Below are 18008 nucleotides of genomic sequence, written 5' to 3'. Positions count from 1 at the left end.
TTAGCCCGCGTTGGCCCGCACGATCTCTTCGATCATCTTATTGACCGGAGCAAGGTCGATTTCACGTGCATTACTTTCTGCTACCGGCGTGGTGCGAACCTGGCTTGCCAGAATCTGCCCGTCACGATTAGCGGTATCAACGGTTACCAGCGTAGACAAACCAATACGCAGCGGATGCTGCGCCAGTTGCTGCGCATCCAGTTCGATACGTACCGGCAGACGCTGGACGACTTTGATCCAGTTACCGGTCGCGTTTTGCGCTGGTAACAGGGAGAAGGCGCTGCCCGTACCCATATCCAGGCCGACTACTTTACCGGTGTATTTCACGTCATCGCCGTAAATATCACTGATAACGGTCGCCGGTTGGCCGATACGCATGTGCGCGAGCTGTGTTTCTTTAAAGTTAGCATCCACCCACAGATTAGTGGCCGGAACAACTGCCATCAGCGGCGTGGTTGGGCTAATTTGCGCGCCAGGCTGCACGGCACGACGGGAAACATAGCCGGTCATTGGGCTGACAATTTTAGTACGTTCCAGTGCCAGCCAGGCATTGCGCACTTCAGTGGCAGCCTGTTGCACGGCGGGCTGGTCTTCCAGCTTGCTACCCAGAATCATCGCCTGGTTAGCATTATATTGTTGAATTGCGACATCAAGCTGGGCCTGCGCGCTGGCGACAGCATCACGCGCATGTTGCAGTTCTTCGCGGCCAATCAGGTTGGCGTTGCCCAGTGGAACACGGCGATTAAAGTCGCTTTGCGCCTGCGCCAGTGCGGTTCTCTGCACTTCAATGCTGGCCTGCAACTGCTTGCTGTTGATCATCAACTGGTGCGTCTGACGCACGCTGGAAGCCAGCGCAGTTTTGGCTTTTTCAAATGCCTGTTTTGCGTCCGTCTGATCAAGGGTGACCAGTACATCGCCTTGTTTTACAAAGTCAGTGTTATCAGCCCAGACTTTCGTCACGCTGCCTGATACCTGCGCCATGATTTGAACCTGGTTCCCTGCCACGTACGCATCGTCTGTCTCTTCGACATGACGCAGTACTAAAAACCAATAAATCCCATATGCCACGGCAATGATAATAAAGAGCAAGGTCAGAAGGAGCAGCGTACTTTTACGTTTGCCATTCTTCTTGACCGGTTGCTGCGGGGTTTGAGTCTCCGCATTTGCGCTCATGTTGTTCTCCACGATCTTCTTTTTTTTCACATCGGCTGAGCCGACCTGTTTATCAGACAGGCCAGCAGTGTGCGTGCTGGCCTGTCGGTTTTTTCATTTATAAATCTGGATTTCTGAGCGAGTCGGCGCCTTAGCGCAGCGCTTCTAACACCGCACCATCCTGCTCCATCTGATCAAGACGGGTCAGAAGTTTACGGGTAATTTGCTCGAGCTGATCTTTTTCGGTGGTGCTGAGAGACGACCAGAGCTGATGCAGGCAGTTGTGCTGAGGCGGTAATACCTCTTGCAAAAATGCATGGCCTTTCTCGGTCAATTGCAGATGCAGACAGCGGCGATCGTTATCGCTTTCGCGACGTTCGATCCAGCCACGTTTTTCTAACTCATCCGCGATGCGGGTAGCGTTAGTGCGTGACGAGCCGAGCGCGCAACTCAGTTCAGAGGGCTGAATACTGTGGTTTTCCTGAGACTCCAGCGTAATCAACGCCATAAACAACGTCTCGTTAATCCCTTGAGCTTTCAGCATCTTATTGCGGTTTTCCAGCAGCTTGCCCTGCATGTGCATGCAGAGACGAGTCAGAAGCACTTCCTGATAAGGGAACTCTTCGTAGCGGCTGGCGCGAAATTTTAGCATTTGTTCAATGGGCGTAAACGAACTATCCATTTGGGTATAACCTCATTAATTTCAGCCGATATAGTAACGACAGTGACAAATAAAGTAAATGTATTATTTATTTAAATTGATTTCTTTTATCTATAAGCCAACCAGCATTTTCCAGGCTAATCCGTAGCCCAGAGCACTCAGTAAGGTTGGAATGATGATACTGCGGGTCTTATAGAAGCTTGCGCCCAGTATGACAAACCCCACCAGCGTCGGTACGAACCGACGAGCGTCGTGCATCACTTCTGGCGCGGTAGACACCACCAACAGGGCGCAAATTGATGCTATGCCAATGGTGTCGAGTAATATGCCCGTTGCGCCGCGCCTGGTCGGGCGAACATTACCCACTCGAAGGCGCAGCGGTAAATAGCGAAAGCAGTAGTTCACGCAGCCGACCAACAGGCCAAGCAGCAGGACCTCATAGCTCATCAGGACCCCCCTGCCAAAATGACTGGATGAGTGCCGTCAGGCATCCGCAGACAATGCCGGCAAGGATGGCGGCAGGAATAGAAAACAGCATAACGCCAGCCAGCGCCCCGGCTAGCGCCGCAGTGACGCAGAGCGCCTGCTGACGCTGGAAAGAGGCCAGCAGGAAGCTCATGAACAGCGCCGGGAGCATGAAGCCCAGCGCCGCCTCAACGGCCGGGTAATCCTTAAGTAAACCGCTGCCGGAAAACGCGCCGATCACCGTGCCAAATACCCAGGAGGCCCATGAGCATAGCGCAATGCCAATCATCCAGTTCTCACTCCAGCGCCGGTTATCCCGTACCAGCTTTGCGGTTGCGGCGGCAAAGACTTCATCGGTGAGGCCAAAGGCCCACAGCGCACTTTTGGGTTTGCTCAGTCGCTGGGCGATTCGGCTACGCAGGGAAGGGCCGTACAAAACATGGCGTACATCCATGGCCATGACGGTCAGAGCGGCAACCCACAGAGAACTGCCTGCAGCGAGCATCGTGGTGATGACAAACTGGCTGGCTCCCGCATAGATAATGCAAGAGAAAAAGACGCTTTCAACGGGAGAAAAGCCAAGGCGAGTGGCATTGAGACCAAATGCAAAAGCGACCGGAATATAGCTAATGACTATTGGCAGGCTGTCTTTGAATCCTTCAGTTAGCGTTGCAGAACTGGGTTCAGACTGGGGTATAGGGCTTTCCATAGGGTTATAGGTTTCATTACCGAAATTAATATAACTTGGTTCAATGAGTTATAACCTTAGCAGACTGATGGGCTCCTTAACACCCTGTGGAGCCCAATCAGCGGTAAACATGCACTATACGCTTAATTTACGGCTTCCTGACGGTGAAAACCTCGCCACCAGACCAACAGATTGAGTAGGGCAACGGTCGTACCGGCCAGACAAACGCCAGCCCACCCGGCATGCTGCCAGGCGGAGGCTGAAATCAGCGACCCTGCCGCTCCGCCAATAAAATAGCTGGTCATGTATCCGGCGGTCAGGCGATTACGCGCATCCGGATGAATGCGATAGATAACCGTCTGGTTGGTGATATGTACGCCCTGAACGGTGAGATCCAGCACCAGAATGCCGATAATCAGCATGGGGACGGAAGCGTGCCCAAACCAAATAGCTAGCCAGGAGAGCAGCAGCAATAACAGCCCAAGGGTGGTGGTCAGGTGAGATTTACCTTTATCGGCAAAACCGCCCGCCGGACGCGCGCCTAACGCCCCGGCGGCCCCCGCCAGGCCAAACAGACCAATCATGCCTTCTGAATAGTTAAACGGCGGTGCGGCGAGCAAAAACGCCATTGATGTCCAAAGGATACTGAAATTGGCAAAGGTCAGACAGCCCAGCATTGCGCGGGTACGCAGCAGTTTATCGCGGATAAACAGGCTGAATACCGAACCCAGAAGTTGCGGGTAGTTAAGATGTGTTTCTGATTTCATCTTCGGCAGACCGCGCCACAGCGCAATCGCCATCAGCGCCATTAATACCGATGCCACCCAAAACACAGTGCGCCAGCCGCCCAAATTGGCCAGTAATCCCGCTACGGTGCGCGCCAGCAGAATGCCCAACAGCAGGCCGCTCATAATCGTGCCGACGACTTTACCGCGCTTGTCTGGCGTGGCAAGTGTCGCCGCCAGCGGAACTAAAATCTGTGCGACTACCGAGAACAACCCGGTCAGGGCGGTACCGAGGATCAGCATGCCCAGCGACTGGCTGCTGGCGGTAATCAGCATGCCGCCTGCCGCTAACAGCGTCATGGAGACGATCAGCATCCGACGTTCGAGCATATCGCCAAGCGGGACTAAAAACAGCAGGCCAGCGGCATAGCCGAGTTGGGCCGCGGTGACGATAAACCCTGCGGTACTGGCAGATAGTGAAAAGTTACGGGCGATGGTGTCGAGCAACGGCTGAGCATAATAGTTACTGGCGACGGCGAGGCCGGTGGCGATAGACATTAACAGGATCAGCGAAGGGCTAAGTCCCTGAGTGGTTTTCGTCATTGTTTTCAACTGAGTAATGGGTTGCAGAAAACAATCATAACGGAAGTGATTAAATGTTGCTGATTTGTTGGGTGATGAATTGTGCGATTGGGGGGAGGGCGTCTATGCCGGATAAGGCGCATCGCGCCACCATCCGGCATTGGTATGGTTACAGTGCCTGATGAAACTACGCTCATCAGGCCTGCGAGCCGGTTATTTCTGCGCGGCCAGCGCTTCGTTCACCCAGCCGTCAAACTGCTGCTGGTGGGCTTTGATCCAGCCGTCAACGTGACCCTGCACGTCGGCTTCAGACGCTTTACCGTCATGCATCATCGCGTTCTGCGCGTTGATATCCGCCAGCGGCAGCTTCATGATGGCAAACAGTTTCGCTGCAGCCGGGTTTTTCTCCGCCCAGGCTTTATTGGCGACAATATGCATCGTGTTCACCGGGAAGCCGTAGTTGGCGCCGTTTGGCAGCTTGGTATCAATATCTTTCTGCTCGCCTGGCAGGGAAGAGAACGGTACCTGCAGCCAGACCACATCTTTACCCGGCTTCATGACGTCGCTGACCCAGTACGGTGTCCAGGTGTAGTAAAGAATGGGTTTGCCTTCTTTAAAGCGGGTAATGGTGTCAGCCATCATCGCCGCATAGTTACCGTGGCTGACCTCGACGGTTTTTTCCAGATCGAAAGCTTTGTTCTGGTGGTTGATTACGGCTTCACAACCCCAGCCCGGTGAACAGCCCATCATATCGGCTTTTCCGTCACCGTTAGTGTCAAAGATTTTGGCGATCTTCGGATCTTTTAACTGAGCGATGTTAGTGATTTTGTACTGCTCAGCGGTTTTTTTGTCGATCAGATAACCCTGTGCGGCACCCGTAACGAATACCCCCTCGCGATAAAACTTTTTGTCTCCGCCCGCAGCGGCGTACATATCATCATGCAGCGGCTGCCAGTTCACGGCGGTAAAAGTTGCATCGCCAGAGGCAATGGAGGTATAGCCGACGTTGTAATCAACTTCGCTTGTTTTGTTAACGGTGTAACCCAGCTTCTCCAGCGCGCGGGCAACAAGCTGCGTCTGGAAGGATTCTTCAGAGATTGTACTCTGAATTGGCTGTACGGTGATGCCTTTGCCCGGCAGGTCGGCAGCGAAAGTGCTGGTGGAGACAAGGGTAGCAAACGCTGTGGCAATAATTATTTTCTGTCGCATCGTTGTTCCTTATTACACTTCATCCTGAATGATTTTGTGCAAGTTAATGAATTGTAGGCCCGGTAAGCAATGCGCCACCGGGCAACGGGTGACTTACTTCGTGAAAGGGCGAGTGATAAGCCCAACGGGACCAGTGGTGTACCAGCGACGGTTGCCACGACTACGCGAGTCGCGACCAACGGCCTGCGTCAGGCGATCCAGGATGATGGCGAGAATTACAATCCCAACCCCACCGACGGTGGCAAGCCCCATATCCAGACGACCGATTCCACGCAGCACCATCTGACCCAGCCCGCCGACGGCGATCATCGACGCGATGACGACCATTGAAAGCGCCAGCATCAGCGTCTGGTTGACCCCGGCCATAATAGTGGGCATCGCCAGCGGGAGCTGCACTTTAAACAGCATCTGACGCGGGCTGGCGCCAAACGAACGCGAGGCTTCAATCAGATCGGCTGGCACCTGGTTAATCCCCAGAATGGTCAGACGTACGATTGGCGGCAGGGCGAAGATAATCGTCACCACCACGCCCGGGACGTTACCAATACCGAACAGCATGACAATCGGCACCAGATAGACGAACGCTGGGGTGGTTTGCATGGCGTCCAGCAGCGGGCGAACAATTTTTGCCGCCCGCGGACTGCGTGCTAACCAGATCCCCATCGGCAGACCGATCACTACGCAGAACAGCAGAGCGGTCAGTACCAGCGCCAGGGTTATCATGGCCTGCGACCACGCACCGATGGCACCGATGGCAATCAAGGAAATCAGCGTAGCAACGCCCATTCCGACACCGGATATCTGCCAGGCAATCAGGGCGAACAGGATAATCGCCACGGGCGCTGGCATACCTAACAGAAGCTGCTGGAAGCCGTTGAGAATGTAATCCACCGGAACACGAATGCCCTGGAAGACCGGACGGAAATGGGTAACAACCCAGTCGATCCCTTCGGTGACCCAACTATCCAGCGGGATCAGTGTTTTATGGAACGGATCCATAATATTGAAATGTTCTGGCGCCGGCGCAGGGGCGCTGGTCAGCCAGTCTGCGCTACCGCCGTCAGTGGGCGCACCAGATGGCGTGCTCCAGGCATCGGCAGTTTGTGCGGCGCTGTCGGCCGCTGGTGTGGTATCCCACGGATTAGTTTGATCAGCCATTGTTTACCCCCTCACGATCTAAAGCCTGTAACAGCATGCGTTTTGAAATGACGCCCACATACTGCTGTTCCTCATCAACAACCGGCACCGCGCACGGGGCCTGGCCGACATGAGAAAGCAACTCGCTGAGAGGAGTTTGCGCATCTACGGCTAACGGCTCATCGATCAATGCCGCTTCAATACCTTGCGCCTGACTTAACGCTGTTTTTAAGGAGTCGATTGAAACAACGCCAACGAATTTATTGCCGCGTTCGATCACGTAACCATATTCGCGATCTTTGTCCTGCAATAATTGCAGCGCTGAACGTGGACCCACCCCGGGCGTTTTACGAATTAAACCTTCGGGGCTACGGCGTGAAATATCTTTCGCACTGAAGACCTGGCTAATATCAACGCCACGGAAGAAGGTGCGTACATAATCATTGGCTGGATTATTCAGGATTTCATCCGGCGTGCCGACCTGGACCACTTCACCGTTTTGCATAATGGCAATTCTGTCGCCAATACGCATAGCTTCGTCGAGGTCATGCGATATAAAGACCACGGTGCGTTGATGTTTCGCCTGTAGTTTTACCAGTTCATCCTGCATCTCAGTACGAATTAATGGATCGAGGGCTGAGAAGGCCTCATCCATTAATAAGATGTCAGGGTTAATGGCTAATGCACGGGCGAGGCCCACACGCTGGCGCATTCCCCCGGAAAGTTCATCCGGGTATCCGTGAGCATAATTCTCCAGACCAACCTGACGTAGCGCATCTAACGCTTTTTCACGACGTTCATCCGCGCCGACACCGGCTAATTCCATGCCGAATGCCGTATTGTCCAGCACCGTCATGTGCGGCATCAGGGCAAAGGACTGGAACACCATCGCAATCTTTTTTCTGCGCACCTCGCGAAGCTCGGCATCGGATATGCGGGCGATGTCTACGCCGTCAATCAATACCTGTCCGCGGGTGGGTTCAATCAGGCGATTGAGAAGGCGTACCATTGTGGATTTACCCGAACCGGATAATCCCATGATGACAAATATCTCGCCTTCTTCAATGGCCAGACTGGCGTTCTTTACGCCAAGCGATAGCCCTGTTTTATCCAGAATCTGCTCTTTTGAAAGTCCTTTTTCAATATATTTGAAGGCTCTCTGGGGATGCTCTCCAAATATCTTATAGAGATTTTTAACTTCTAATTTAATTGCCATGCAATAGAATGATTCCTGTTATTTGTTTATATCGATATATTACCTGATGGAAATAGTGACCTTTTTCTACCCTAACATACTGAGAATCTGAGACAACCCTGAATTTGGTTGTGGCATGAATATTGCCGAAGGCCAGGCGGCGGGACTTCCCGTGATATAAGGGCTGAGCGCGAATGCGGGCGGGTTAATATTTTTTGTAAATGCCAATGAAAAATCGCCTGAATTGCTGGAATGCAGGCGAATAATGCGGCTGATATTGAGTGTAGATCACACAATTATATTTGCACGACAAAAGTGTGATCCTGTTAAAATATTTCCGCGAAAAATGTACGGTATTTCCCGCAGAAATGATTGCTAGAAATTCCAGTCGTCGTCTTCGGTTTCGACCGCTTTTCCCATCACATAGGATGAGCCAGAACCCGAGAAGAAATCGTGGTTTTCGTCAGCGTTGGGCGACAGCGCGGCAAGGATTGCCGGGTTAACCTCGGCCATTTCAGGTGGAAATAGCGCCTCATACCCCAAATTCATCAATGCCTTATTGGCGTTGTAGCAAAGGAAGGCTTTGACGTCATCCACCCAGCCTGTTCCTGCATACAATTCTTCCGTATAGCGCGCTTCGTTATCATACAATTCCATCAGCAGATCGAAGGCAAAGTTCTTTAACTCCTCGCGTGCGGACTCGGAAATATGCTCCAGACCTTTTTGATATTTATAACCAATGTAATACCCATGAACGGCCTCATCACGAATAATCAGGCGAATAAGATCGGCTGTATTGGTCAATTTGCCGCGGCTGGAAAAATACATCGGTAACCAGAAGCCGGAATAGAACAGGAAGGATTCCAGAAACACGCTGGCAATTTTCTTCTTCAACGGTTCGTCGCTGGCGTAATGTGCCAAAACGATCTGCGCCTTGCGCTGGAGTGGGGTATTTTCTTCACTCCAGGCGTAAGCTGCATCCACATCTTTGGTCTGGCAAAGGGTGGAGAAAATAGAGCTGTATGAACGGGCGTGTACCGCTTCCATAAAGCTGATATTCGACAGCACCGCCTCTTCATGCGGCGTTAACGAATCGGCCATTAACGCGGGTGCTCCGGCAACATTCTGAATGGTGTCGAGCAGCGTCAGCCCGGTAAAAACGCGGATGGTCAACTGCTGTTCGGCGGCGTTCAACGTTTGCCAGGCCGGGATGTCATTGGAGAGCGGGACCTTTTCCGGTAGCCAGAAGTTACTGGTCAGGCGGTTCCATACCTCGAGATCTTTATCATCCTCAATCTTGTTCCAGTTGATGGCGCTCACGCGGGATAATGTCATTTTCTCCTCCTTACAGCGCGCATGACACGCAACCTTCGATTTCGGTTCCTTCCAGCGCCAGTTGACGTAGTCGGATGTAGTACAGCGATTTGATGCCCTTACGCCAGGCGTAAATCTGCGCTTTGTTGATATCGCGCGTGGTGGCGGTATCGGGGAAAAAGAGCGTCAGTGAAAGCCCCTGATCGACATGGCGCGTTGCTTCCGCGTAGGTATCAATGATTTTTTGTGGACCAATCTCGTAGGCATCCTGATACAAGGCCAGATTCTCATTGGTCATAAACGGGGCAGGGTAGTAAACGCGCCCGGTTTTACCCTCTTTGCGAATCTCCACTTTTGACACGATCGGGTGAATGCTTGACGTGGCATGATTGATGTAGGAGATAGAACCGGTGGGCGGCACCGCCTGTAAATTCTGATTATAAATGCCGTAGCGCATCACATCTTCTCGCAGTCGCGACCACATTTCGCGCGTCGGCAGCGTAAAGCCGCTGGCAGCAAACAGTGTGCGAACCTTGTCGGTTTTAGGCTGCCAGTCGCCCTGCAGATACTGGCTAAAATACTCGCCGCTGGCGTAGCGGGATTGTCTGAATCCGGCAAAGGTTTGACCGCGCTCGCGGGCGATCTTCATTGACGTATTCAGCGCATGCCAGGTGATGGTATAGAAATAGAGATTGGTAAAATCCAGCCCTTCCGGCGAACCATAGGCGATCCCTTCCCGCGCCAGATACCCGTGCAGATTCATCTGCCCAAGACCAATCGCGTGCGACGCGCTGTTCCCGGCTTCGATCGAAGGCACGCTGCGGATGTGGCTCATGTCCGAAACGGCGGTTAAACCGCGAACCGCCGTTTCCACTGTACGACCAAAGTCCGGTGAATCCATGGTATGGGCAATGTTCAACGAGCCGAGATTGCAGGAGATATCATGCCCGGTCTGTGCGTAATTGAGGTTTTCATCGTAGGTGGAGGCGCTGTTAACCTGCAAAATCTCCGAGCACAGGTTGCTCATATTGATCCGACCGGCAATCGGGTTGGCGCGATTCACCGTGTCTTCAAACATGATGTAAGGGTAGCCAGACTCAAACTGGATCTCTGCCAGCCGCTGGAAGAAATCGCGGGCGTTAATGTATTTTTTGTGTACGCGTTGGTCAGCAACCAGTTCGTCATACCGCTCGCTCACGGCGATATCACCGAATGGTTTGCCGTAAATTCGTTCCACGTCATACGGTGAAAACAGCGCCATCCGGGCGTTTTCTTTCGCCAACTGGAAGGTGACGTCCGGGATCACCACGCCAAGCGAGAGCGTTTTGATGCGAATTTTTTCGTCGGCATTTTCACGTTTGGTATCAAGAAAACGCAAAATATCCGGATGGTGCGCGTGCAGATACACTGCCCCCGCGCCCTGACGCGCCCCGAGTTGATTCGCATAAGAAAACGCATCTTCCAGCATTTTCATTACCGGGATCACGCCGGAGGACTGGTTCTCAATGCGCTTAATGGGCGCACCTGCCTCGCGCAGGTTAGAGAGCAAAAATGCCACGCCGCCGCCGCGTTTAGAGAGCTGTAGCGCCGAGTTTACCGCCCGACCAATTGACTCCATATTGTCTTCGATGCGTAACAGGAAGCAGGAGACCAGCTCGCCGCGTTGCTGTTTACCGCAGTTTAGAAAGGTTGGCGTGGCGGGTTGAAAGCGCCCGGAGAGCATTTCATCAGCCAGTTGCATCGCGAGCGCTTCATCGCCCTGCGCCAACGTGAGCGCCACCATCGTGACCCGATCCTCAAAGTCTTCGAGATAGCGCTTACCGTCGAACGTTTTCAGCGTATAGCTGGTGTAGAACTTCCATGCGCCGAGGAACGTCTGGAAACGGAATCCGCTGGCGTGGGCGTGGGTGAATAGCTTCAGCACGAACGCGCGATTGTAGCGGGCTAACACGCTGGCATCGTAATAGCCTTCATCTACCAATGTGTCCAGGCGCTCCTGCTGGCTGGTAAACGCCACCGAGTTGGGGCGGACATGGGCGGCAAAGAAAGCCTCCACCGCCTGATGGTCTTTGTCGAACTGAATGCGTCCGGCTTTATCGTACAGATTCAGCATGGCATTCAGGGCATGGTAATCCAGCGTTGGCTGCATTACGCGTTCTGCGGTTGTCGTTGCCAAAATTCGCTCACTCCTTTCCGAACGTTGTCGATATCGCTTTGGGTGCCCATCAGCTCAAAGCGATAGAGCCACGGCACGCCGCATTTTTGTGAGATCACATCACCCGCGCGACCATAAGCATCCCCGAAATTGCGATTACCGGAGGCGATCACTCCACGGATTAACGCCCGGTTGTGCGTATCGTTTAAAAAGCGGATCACCTGTCTTGGGACCGCGCCAGCCGTACCGCCGCCGCCGTAGGATGGCACGATTAATATGTAAGGTTCGTCTACCCGGATCCGCTCGCGTTCGTTAAGCGGAATGCGGATGGCAGTCAGCCCCAGACGCTGGATAAAGCGGTGCGTATTTTCGGAGCTGCTGGAGAAGTAGACGAGCTGGCTCATGCGCTGGCCACTTGGGGTTCCGGGCGCAGACGGTTGATCATGTCCGGGCGAAATCCTGACCAACTGGCTTCCCCTGCGACCACGACCGGTAACTGGCGAAAGCCTTGCTCGCGCAGGCTATCAGCCAGATCGGGCTGTAAATCGATGTTCACCATCTCGAAGTCAAACCCGCGGCTTTCCATCGCCCGCCTGGTGGCGTGACACTGAACACAGTTGTTGCGAGTGTAAATAACAATGCGCATGATTCGTATTTCCGTTTATAAGTAAAAGATCGACGCGATAGAGGGCGTCGGGTTGTGTGCGTCTTGATACAGAAGATACTAGATGTAGTTTTAAAAAGATTCAACCATACAAGATATGGGAATTTTAGATTAATGAGGGCCGGGTGAGGAGCGTGACGGGGGAAGTGATATGTATCATCGCAGGTTGCTGGATGGCGGCGCGTCGCGTCTAATCCGGCCTACAGGAAAGGACTTCTCAGGCCGGATAAGACATTTATGCTGTCATCCGATAGCGCAGAATCACATACGCATCCCCACCGCCAGACGGTTAAAGCAGTTCATCAGGCTAATGGCAAACGTCAGGTCGCTAATTTCTTTCGCGCTAAAATGGGCGAGCAGCGGCAGATAAACGTCATCTTCGGCATGCGTACTGGCGATATGGGTGACGGATTCAGCCCACGCCAGCGCCGCACGTTCCTTTTCGCTGAAGTGGTGACTCACCCGCCAGCCTGCCAGTGCGTCCAGTTTGGCCTGCGCAACACCGGATTTACGCAGCGCCTTACTGTGCATTTCCAGGCAAAAGGCGCAGCCATTGATTTGCGAGACCCGTAAGTAAATCAGTTCCGTCAGTGTAGGTTCCAGTGCGCAGTTTTCCAGCGCTTTGCTTGCCTGAACCAGGGCGTTATAGATTTCAGGACTGAGTTCATAATAGGGCTGGCGTAACATTGTCATGGTATTTCTCCTCATTTGGCTGAACCGCAATGTAGCACTATAATGGACTGCTAAAGAGAGCCATATTGTTGCAAAAAAAGCAGACCATAAATGCCGCGCTATCAGCAAATCGCCCGTCAGTTAAAAAACGCAATTGAGAACGGTGAACTCAAGCCAGGTACCAGATTACCTTCCAGTCGGACCTGGGCCCAGGAGCTGGGCGTATCACGCTCGACGGTGGAAAACGCCTATGCAGAGCTGGTGGCGCAGGGCTGGCTTGCGCGACGCGGACAAGCAGGAACGTTTGTCAGTGAACAACTGCGGCCTCAAAGCGCGCCAGCATCACCTGCCATCTTCGCCGGAGAAAAACCCCGACCGCAGCTTTTTCAGATGGGATTACCCGCACTCGATCTCTTCCCGCGCGACGTCTGGGCGCGGGTAATGGGGCGGCGTTTACGCACCCAAACGCGTTTTGATCTGGCGGTGGGCGATGTTTGCGGCGAACGGGTATTACGTCAGGCGATTGTTGATTACCTGCGCGTTTCACGCAGTATTGAATGCCAGCCGGAACAGGTTTTTATTACTTCAGGTTACGCAGCATCAATGACGTTAATTCTGCGCGCTTTGTCTCAACCCGGTGAGGGGATGTGGGTCGAAGATCCTGGCTTTCCGCTGATTCGCCCCGTGGTCGCTCAGGAACGCATTGAGCTGATGCCGGTGGCGGTTGATGCTGATGGTCTGGACGTCTGCGCTGGGATCCGCGATTTCCCGCAGGCGCGTTTTGTACTGCTCACGCCCGCACACCAAAGCCCGCTGGGCGTGGCCTTGTCATTAGACCGTCGCCACCGGTTGCTGGAGTGGGCGACTCGCGCGCAGGCGTGGGTAATCGAAGATGACTACGACAGCGAATTTCGCTACCACGGTAAACCGTTGCCGCCGCTAAAAAGTCTGGATGCGCCCCAGCGGGTGATTTATGCCGGAACGTTCAGCAAATCTCTGTTTCCGGCTTTGCGCACGGCATGGCTGGTGGTGCCTCTGACTCAGGTCGAACATTTTCGTCAGCAGGCGGCGCTAACGGCCTGTAGCGTTCCGGTTTTATGGCAGCAAACGCTGGCGGATTTTATGCAAGACGGCCACTTCTGGCGACACTTAAAACGCATGCGTCAGCATTACGCCTTGCGACGACAATGGATGGAAAACGCCCTGACCGAACAAGGATTTAGCGTCATTCCTCAGGAAGGTGGGATTCAACTGGTAATGAGTGTGGATGGAGATGATGTTGCGCTGGTGCGCAAAGCGAATCAGGCTGGACTGGCGGTTCAGGCGTTAAGCCGCTGGCGAATAACTTCAGCAGGAAAGGGAGGAATATTGCTGTCGTTTACCAACATTAGCTCGCTGGAAATGGCGCAGCAGGCGGCATATCAGCTGCGGCTGGCGCTGGCCTGAATCAGCACGGTTCTTAAGATATTCGTCCCACCATCGCCACTCGTTTATGGACTTTTCTGAAAGCGTTGCTAATGCTGAATCAGGTAAGGTAAGCCCGCAGTAAAAGATAACGAGGAAAAGAATATGTATTTACGACCAGATGAGGTGGCGCGCGTACTTGAAAAAGTGGGCTTTACCGTTGATGTTGTGACGCAGAAAACGTACGGCTATCGTCGTGGCGAAAATTATGTGTACGTTAACCGTGAAGCACGCATGGGACGTACCGCATTAGTCATCCATCCCACGCTAAAAGAGCGCAGCTCTTCGCTGGCGGAACCTGCTACGGATATTAAAACCTGCGATCACTACCAGCAATTCCCGCTGTATTTAGCCGGAGAGACCCATGAACATTATGGTATTCCACACGGCTTTAGTTCACGAATTGCACTTGAGCGCTATCTGAGTGGGTTGTTTGGCGACGTTAGCTCAAACTAATAATGCGACTGGCAGGGCCAGTCGCAAAGAATCGTATCAAGCTTTAGCCTGGTGATAGCTGCTGACCTTAAACAGGCGGCGGCAATAATCAAGAAAGTAGCCATAGACAGCGCCCATCAGCATTGACACCACGATGTTCGAACTTACTGCAGCCGTAATCTGGTGCCAGTCTGCGCCAACCGTTAACAGAATAATCACATATACCGGCGACTGGAAGGTGACGTAAGCCAACACGTCTGCCAGGTTTTTCCCCCATCCTGCCTGCGTGGCTTTCCGCGCCGCACGCATAAATAAATCGCGGTACATGCCGTAAGGCCATGCGATCAGGATGTTGACGGGGATAGCCACCAGTCTGGAGTACAGTGACTGTTCGAAGCTCATTCCTGAAAGGAATATTTCGATCAACATGTTCACGACAGAACAATAAACAACCATCGCGAACGTGTCTGCTACTGCATGACGCAAGCGTGACTGCGGAGAGAACATGTTAATGCTCCTTGTAAAAAGGGAAAAAAAGGTTTTGAATGCCTTCTTGCTAGTGATTTGTCTTGCTGCTTTCGCGTTTGAATAGGATATCTGTCTGGATAATAACTGGCAACTAGCTTAAAATTTTTATTTATAACCTTTTTGTCGATAAAATGCTCTGCAATGGTCTGTTTTTTGTTCGTTTTGGTATTTTCGTTGCTGTGTTAATTAAAGGTATTTTAGATCAATGGGTTATAGGAATTTGTTTTTCTGAATTTTTTGCGCTCCTTTTCTGAATGTTGACCAATGTGCAATATGTAGACGAGTTGTCCCGTGCGATGCCGTGGTCTGTTTCTCAAGTGACGTGCAGAGATAGCTTGCAGGTATATTCCTGGCAGCTATCCGGTAATGGAATATATTGCATGGACGATAGCAAAATAGATGCTATAAATACCAGGGTTGGCTATTTGTTTAATAACTCACGAAGAAATTAGACTGGAAATATAATAAGCAGTTGCATACAATATTTAGCGTAATACTGTTTTTACGTTAAAGAGGTTTTGTTAATATGAGTTCAATGTTAAAAAACTTAAATAATATCCGCTCGCTGCGTGCAATGGCTCGTGAATTTTCCGTTGATGTACTGGAAGATATGCTTGAAAAATTCAGGGTAGTGACCAAAGAACGGCGCGATGAAGAAGAACAACTGCAGCGCCAACGTGCAGAACAGCAGGAAAAAATTAGTGCCTTGTTGGCGCAGATGCAGGCAGATGGGATCAGTCCGGAAGAGCTGTTGAGCATAACGCCTGCGACGGCACGTTCAGTTAAAAAACGTCAGCCACGCCCGGCGAAATATCGTTTTACCGATTTCAATGGTGAAACGCAAACATGGACCGGACAAGGTCGCACACCGAAGCCAATTGCTCAGGCGTTAGCTGCCGGTAAATCTCTTGATGACTTTTTGATCTAATTACGACGGCGGTGAGGGTGTCCTCACCGCTTATTTTCAGCAAACGCCGAAATCACCTTCTTCGGTATATCGCGTCACATCAGCTGCTTTCAGCGTGAATTTATCACCGCTTTCATTACTGGCTTGTACCGCCACAATTTGATCGCCATTGACTTCGATAACTTTCAGTTTGGGTCCGCCCATGCGCGGTTGAACCAGATCGCCAGGTTGAAACATATTGCTCTCCTTTATTTATCGCAGAACTCACCATAGATCACGTCATTCAACGGGTACAGCGCTGTTTCAATGATTACCGCTTAATGAGTACGTCGGTTCCAGGGCATGATATTCAGTACTCGCGCCATGCCGCAAAAGCCGGTCACGCCAGCGAGAATCAGCCCGGCACCAACAAAACCGCTCAGCAGGAAGAACGCGCTGTTAACGGCGTAACCCAGAATGACGCCAAGTAAAGCAAGGCTGCCTGCGGCTATCTGTACCTGACGCATCAGTGGTAACGGTTGTGAACTGTCTTTCGCCACCGGCAAACCAGCGGCTTTCCAGCCATCAATTCCGCCTTCCAGCAACCAGACCTGCGCAGGCGCGGCAATGGCGCTCAGTTTTGTCGCTGCGTTTTGTGTACGTTTGCCGGACTGGCAGTGAAAAATTACCTGACCGGCGCGTAAATTCTCAGGCAGCACTCCGTGCTCAAGCGTGGGTAACGGCACCAGATGCGCCTCAGGAATATGCTCGTACAGATACTCATCAGCATCGCGGATATCAATCAGTTTTGCACCTTGTGCGAGGCGCGTCTGCGCCTCGCGCGGGGAAATCGTCCCAATGGTCATGATGGCTCCTTATGGGCAATACAGTGTTTTTAATGTGGCGATCAGCGAATTCACGGCCGCATTTTTAATGGAGTAGAGGATGCGCTGGGCATCGCGCTGGCTGTCTATCAGACCTTCTTCGCGCATACGCGCCAGATGCTGGGAGGTGGCGGAAGGGCTCAGTCCGGTAGCGCGGGCTAACTCGCCTGCGCTGGTACCGGGCGAACCGCAGAGCATGCACAAAATCAGCAACCTTTTCGGGTTACTCATCGCTTTGAGCAGAGCGGCAGCCTGTTCCGCGCTGGCCTGGAGTTGTTCAAGTTCTGTCATATGTATTTAAGCATAGTCTAAATTAAGTAAATTCTAAAATAAAAAGCCAACGTACGCCAGCGTAAAGAGCGTAAAAGAGGGTAAAACAGCAGGGCGAGACGGACGGAGTTAGCTACACTGATTAATCTTAGAGATAAAATCTCTTTTTAAACAATGATTAACTTTTTGCTTGTAGGGAGTGTGTATGGGTTTCTGGAGAATCGTTTTTACTATTATTCTGCCCCCGCTTGGCGTGCTGCTGGGGAAAGGATTCGGCTGGGCATTTATCCTCAATATCGTTCTGACGCTGCTGGGCTACATCCCCGGTTTGATCCACGCCTTCTGGATACAGACGCGTAACTAATCCTCCTTCTGCTACGGCGCTTTGGCGCCGTTTTCTTTGCGCCTCGTTCTCCTCTGCTACACTTTTGGGTGTTGATTGTTAATAACCGAGGTGGATATGGGACTTTTCAATTTTGTAAAAGATGCGGGTGAAAAACTGTGGGATGCGGTCACTGGAAACCATGACACAGCCGATCTGGCAAAAAAGGTGCAGGAACACCTGAATAAAACCGGCATCCCGGATGCGGATAAAGTGAACGTGCAAATTAACGAAGGCAAAGCCACCGTTTCTGGCGATGGTTTAAGTCAGGAAGCGAAAGAAAAAATCCTGATTGCGATCGGTAATATCTCCGGTATCGCCAGTGTAGACGATCAGGTTAAAACCGCTGCGCCCGCGAGTGAAAGCCAGTTTTATACCGTAAAATCTGGGGATACCCTGAGCGCTATTGCCAAACAGGTTTACGGTAATGCCAACCTGTATAACCAGATATTTGAAGCGAATAAACCGATGTTGAAAAGCCCGGATAAAATCTATCCTGGGCAGGTTTTACGTATTCCGGAACAGTAATATTATTCAGGC

At 52.2% G+C, this 18008-nt stretch carries 22 protein-coding genes; 5 read left to right on the top strand and 17 right to left on the bottom strand.

Annotated features, from left to right (window positions below; translation table 11 throughout):
* From emrA to LA337_17910, 13 genes are all read right to left on the bottom strand, one after another.
* Window positions 1-1173 carry a multidrug efflux MFS transporter periplasmic adaptor subunit EmrA gene (gene emrA / locus LA337_17970; GenBank protein ID UBI15041.1) on the bottom strand — a complete coding sequence of 391 codons (1173 nt, stop codon included), beginning with the start codon at window positions 1171-1173 and terminating at the stop codon, window positions 1-3.
* 130 nt (window positions 1174-1303) lie between these two features.
* Complete coding sequence (emrR, locus tag LA337_17965) at window positions 1304-1834, bottom strand: multidrug efflux transporter EmrAB transcriptional repressor EmrR (GenBank protein UBI15040.1); 531 nt, start codon at window positions 1832-1834, stop codon at window positions 1304-1306.
* Between the two features lie 90 nt (window positions 1835-1924).
* The gene (ygaH, locus tag LA337_17960; GenBank protein UBI15039.1) at window positions 1925-2260 is read right to left on the bottom strand and encodes an L-valine transporter subunit YgaH; all 336 of its coding nucleotides are present in this window, start codon (window positions 2258-2260) and stop codon (window positions 1925-1927) included.
* Entirely contained in the window at window positions 2250-2987 is a 738-nt protein-coding gene (locus tag LA337_17955; protein ID UBI15038.1) for an AzlC family ABC transporter permease, read from the bottom strand. Before LA337_17955 ends, ygaH begins: the two co-directional genes overlap by 11 nt.
* Window positions 2988-3109: 122 nt before the next feature.
* Window positions 3110-4294: an MFS transporter gene (locus LA337_17950; protein ID UBI15037.1), complete on the bottom strand. Its 1185-nt coding sequence runs from the start codon at window positions 4292-4294 to the stop codon at window positions 3110-3112.
* A 192-nt stretch (window positions 4295-4486) separates the two neighbouring features.
* Entirely contained in the window at window positions 4487-5482 is a 996-nt protein-coding gene (proX, locus tag LA337_17945) for a glycine betaine/L-proline ABC transporter substrate-binding protein ProX (protein UBI15036.1), read from the bottom strand.
* A 93-nt stretch (window positions 5483-5575) separates the two neighbouring features.
* A complete protein-coding gene (gene proW / locus LA337_17940) occupies window positions 5576-6640 on the bottom strand; it encodes a glycine betaine/L-proline ABC transporter permease ProW (protein UBI15035.1) in 1065 nt (354 codons plus the stop codon).
* Window positions 6633-7835: a glycine betaine/L-proline ABC transporter ATP-binding protein ProV gene (gene proV, locus LA337_17935; protein UBI15034.1), complete on the bottom strand. Its 1203-nt coding sequence runs from the start codon at window positions 7833-7835 to the stop codon at window positions 6633-6635. Before proV ends, proW begins: the two co-directional genes overlap by 8 nt.
* 354 nt (window positions 7836-8189) lie before the next feature.
* The gene (nrdF, locus tag LA337_17930; protein UBI15033.1) at window positions 8190-9149 is read right to left on the bottom strand and encodes a class 1b ribonucleoside-diphosphate reductase subunit beta; all 960 of its coding nucleotides are present in this window, start codon (window positions 9147-9149) and stop codon (window positions 8190-8192) included.
* A 10-nt stretch (window positions 9150-9159) separates the two neighbouring features.
* Window positions 9160-11304, bottom strand: a complete 2145-nt coding sequence (gene nrdE, locus LA337_17925) for a class 1b ribonucleoside-diphosphate reductase subunit alpha (GenBank protein ID UBI15032.1) — start codon at window positions 11302-11304, stop codon at window positions 9160-9162.
* Window positions 11277-11687, bottom strand: coding sequence for a class Ib ribonucleoside-diphosphate reductase assembly flavoprotein NrdI (gene nrdI / locus LA337_17920; GenBank protein ID UBI15031.1), 411 nt, complete (start codon window positions 11685-11687; stop codon window positions 11277-11279). The genes nrdE and nrdI overlap by 28 nt, the downstream gene beginning before the upstream one ends.
* On the bottom strand, window positions 11684-11929 hold the full coding sequence (gene nrdH / locus LA337_17915) for a glutaredoxin-like protein NrdH (protein ID UBI15030.1): 246 nt from the start codon (window positions 11927-11929) through the stop codon (window positions 11684-11686). The genes nrdI and nrdH overlap by 4 nt, the downstream gene beginning before the upstream one ends.
* Window positions 11930-12208: 279 nt before the next feature.
* The gene (locus LA337_17910) at window positions 12209-12640 is read right to left on the bottom strand and encodes a carboxymuconolactone decarboxylase family protein (GenBank protein UBI15029.1); all 432 of its coding nucleotides are present in this window, start codon (window positions 12638-12640) and stop codon (window positions 12209-12211) included.
* Window positions 12641-12730: 90 nt separating this feature from the next.
* Between LA337_17910 and LA337_17905 the strand changes: the two genes are divergently transcribed.
* Window positions 12731-14065, top strand: a complete 1335-nt coding sequence (locus LA337_17905) for a PLP-dependent aminotransferase family protein (GenBank protein ID UBI15028.1) — start codon at window positions 12731-12733, stop codon at window positions 14063-14065.
* 123 nt (window positions 14066-14188) lie between these two features.
* Window positions 14189-14539: a DUF2002 family protein gene (locus LA337_17900; GenBank protein ID UBI15027.1), complete on the top strand. Its 351-nt coding sequence runs from the start codon at window positions 14189-14191 to the stop codon at window positions 14537-14539.
* A gap of 36 nt (window positions 14540-14575) precedes the next feature.
* On the opposite strand, the gene alaE is transcribed toward LA337_17900, so the two are convergent.
* Window positions 14576-15025: an L-alanine exporter AlaE gene (gene alaE / locus LA337_17895; protein ID UBI15026.1), complete on the bottom strand. Its 450-nt coding sequence runs from the start codon at window positions 15023-15025 to the stop codon at window positions 14576-14578.
* A gap of 547 nt (window positions 15026-15572) precedes the next feature.
* Between alaE and stpA the strand changes: the two genes are divergently transcribed.
* Window positions 15573-15974: a DNA-binding protein StpA gene (gene stpA / locus LA337_17890; GenBank protein ID UBI15025.1), complete on the top strand. Its 402-nt coding sequence runs from the start codon at window positions 15573-15575 to the stop codon at window positions 15972-15974.
* 36 nt (window positions 15975-16010) lie between these two features.
* On the opposite strand, the gene LA337_17885 is transcribed toward stpA, so the two are convergent.
* The 3 genes from LA337_17885 to LA337_17875 form a co-directional block, all read right to left on the bottom strand.
* The gene (locus LA337_17885) at window positions 16011-16190 is read right to left on the bottom strand and encodes a hypothetical protein (protein ID UBI15024.1); all 180 of its coding nucleotides are present in this window, start codon (window positions 16188-16190) and stop codon (window positions 16011-16013) included.
* Window positions 16191-16270: 80 nt separating this feature from the next.
* A complete protein-coding gene (locus tag LA337_17880; GenBank protein ID UBI15023.1) occupies window positions 16271-16798 on the bottom strand; it encodes a rhodanese family protein in 528 nt (175 codons plus the stop codon).
* A gap of 9 nt (window positions 16799-16807) precedes the next feature.
* Window positions 16808-17107 (bottom strand): metalloregulator ArsR/SmtB family transcription factor, encoded by a 300-nt coding sequence (locus LA337_17875; GenBank protein UBI15022.1) that lies wholly within the window; start codon window positions 17105-17107, stop codon window positions 16808-16810.
* 184 nt (window positions 17108-17291) lie between these two features.
* Here LA337_17875 and LA337_17870 point away from each other — a divergent pair, with 184 nt between their 5' ends.
* The gene (locus tag LA337_17870; protein UBI15021.1) at window positions 17292-17450 is read left to right on the top strand and encodes a YqaE/Pmp3 family membrane protein; all 159 of its coding nucleotides are present in this window, start codon (window positions 17292-17294) and stop codon (window positions 17448-17450) included.
* 96 nt (window positions 17451-17546) lie between these two features.
* Window positions 17547-17996 carry a peptidoglycan-binding protein LysM gene (gene lysM, locus LA337_17865; protein ID UBI15020.1) on the top strand — a complete coding sequence of 150 codons (450 nt, stop codon included), beginning with the start codon at window positions 17547-17549 and terminating at the stop codon, window positions 17994-17996.
* The last annotated feature ends 12 nt before the right edge of the window (window positions 17997-18008 follow it).

Origin of the sequence: Citrobacter europaeus (genome assembly GCA_020099315.1) — a bacterium.
Lineage (GTDB): Bacteria > Pseudomonadota > Gammaproteobacteria > Enterobacterales > Enterobacteriaceae > Citrobacter > Citrobacter europaeus.
The sequence above is the reverse complement of the archived record's forward strand: the minus strand, read 5'-3'. Positions and strand labels throughout refer to the sequence as shown.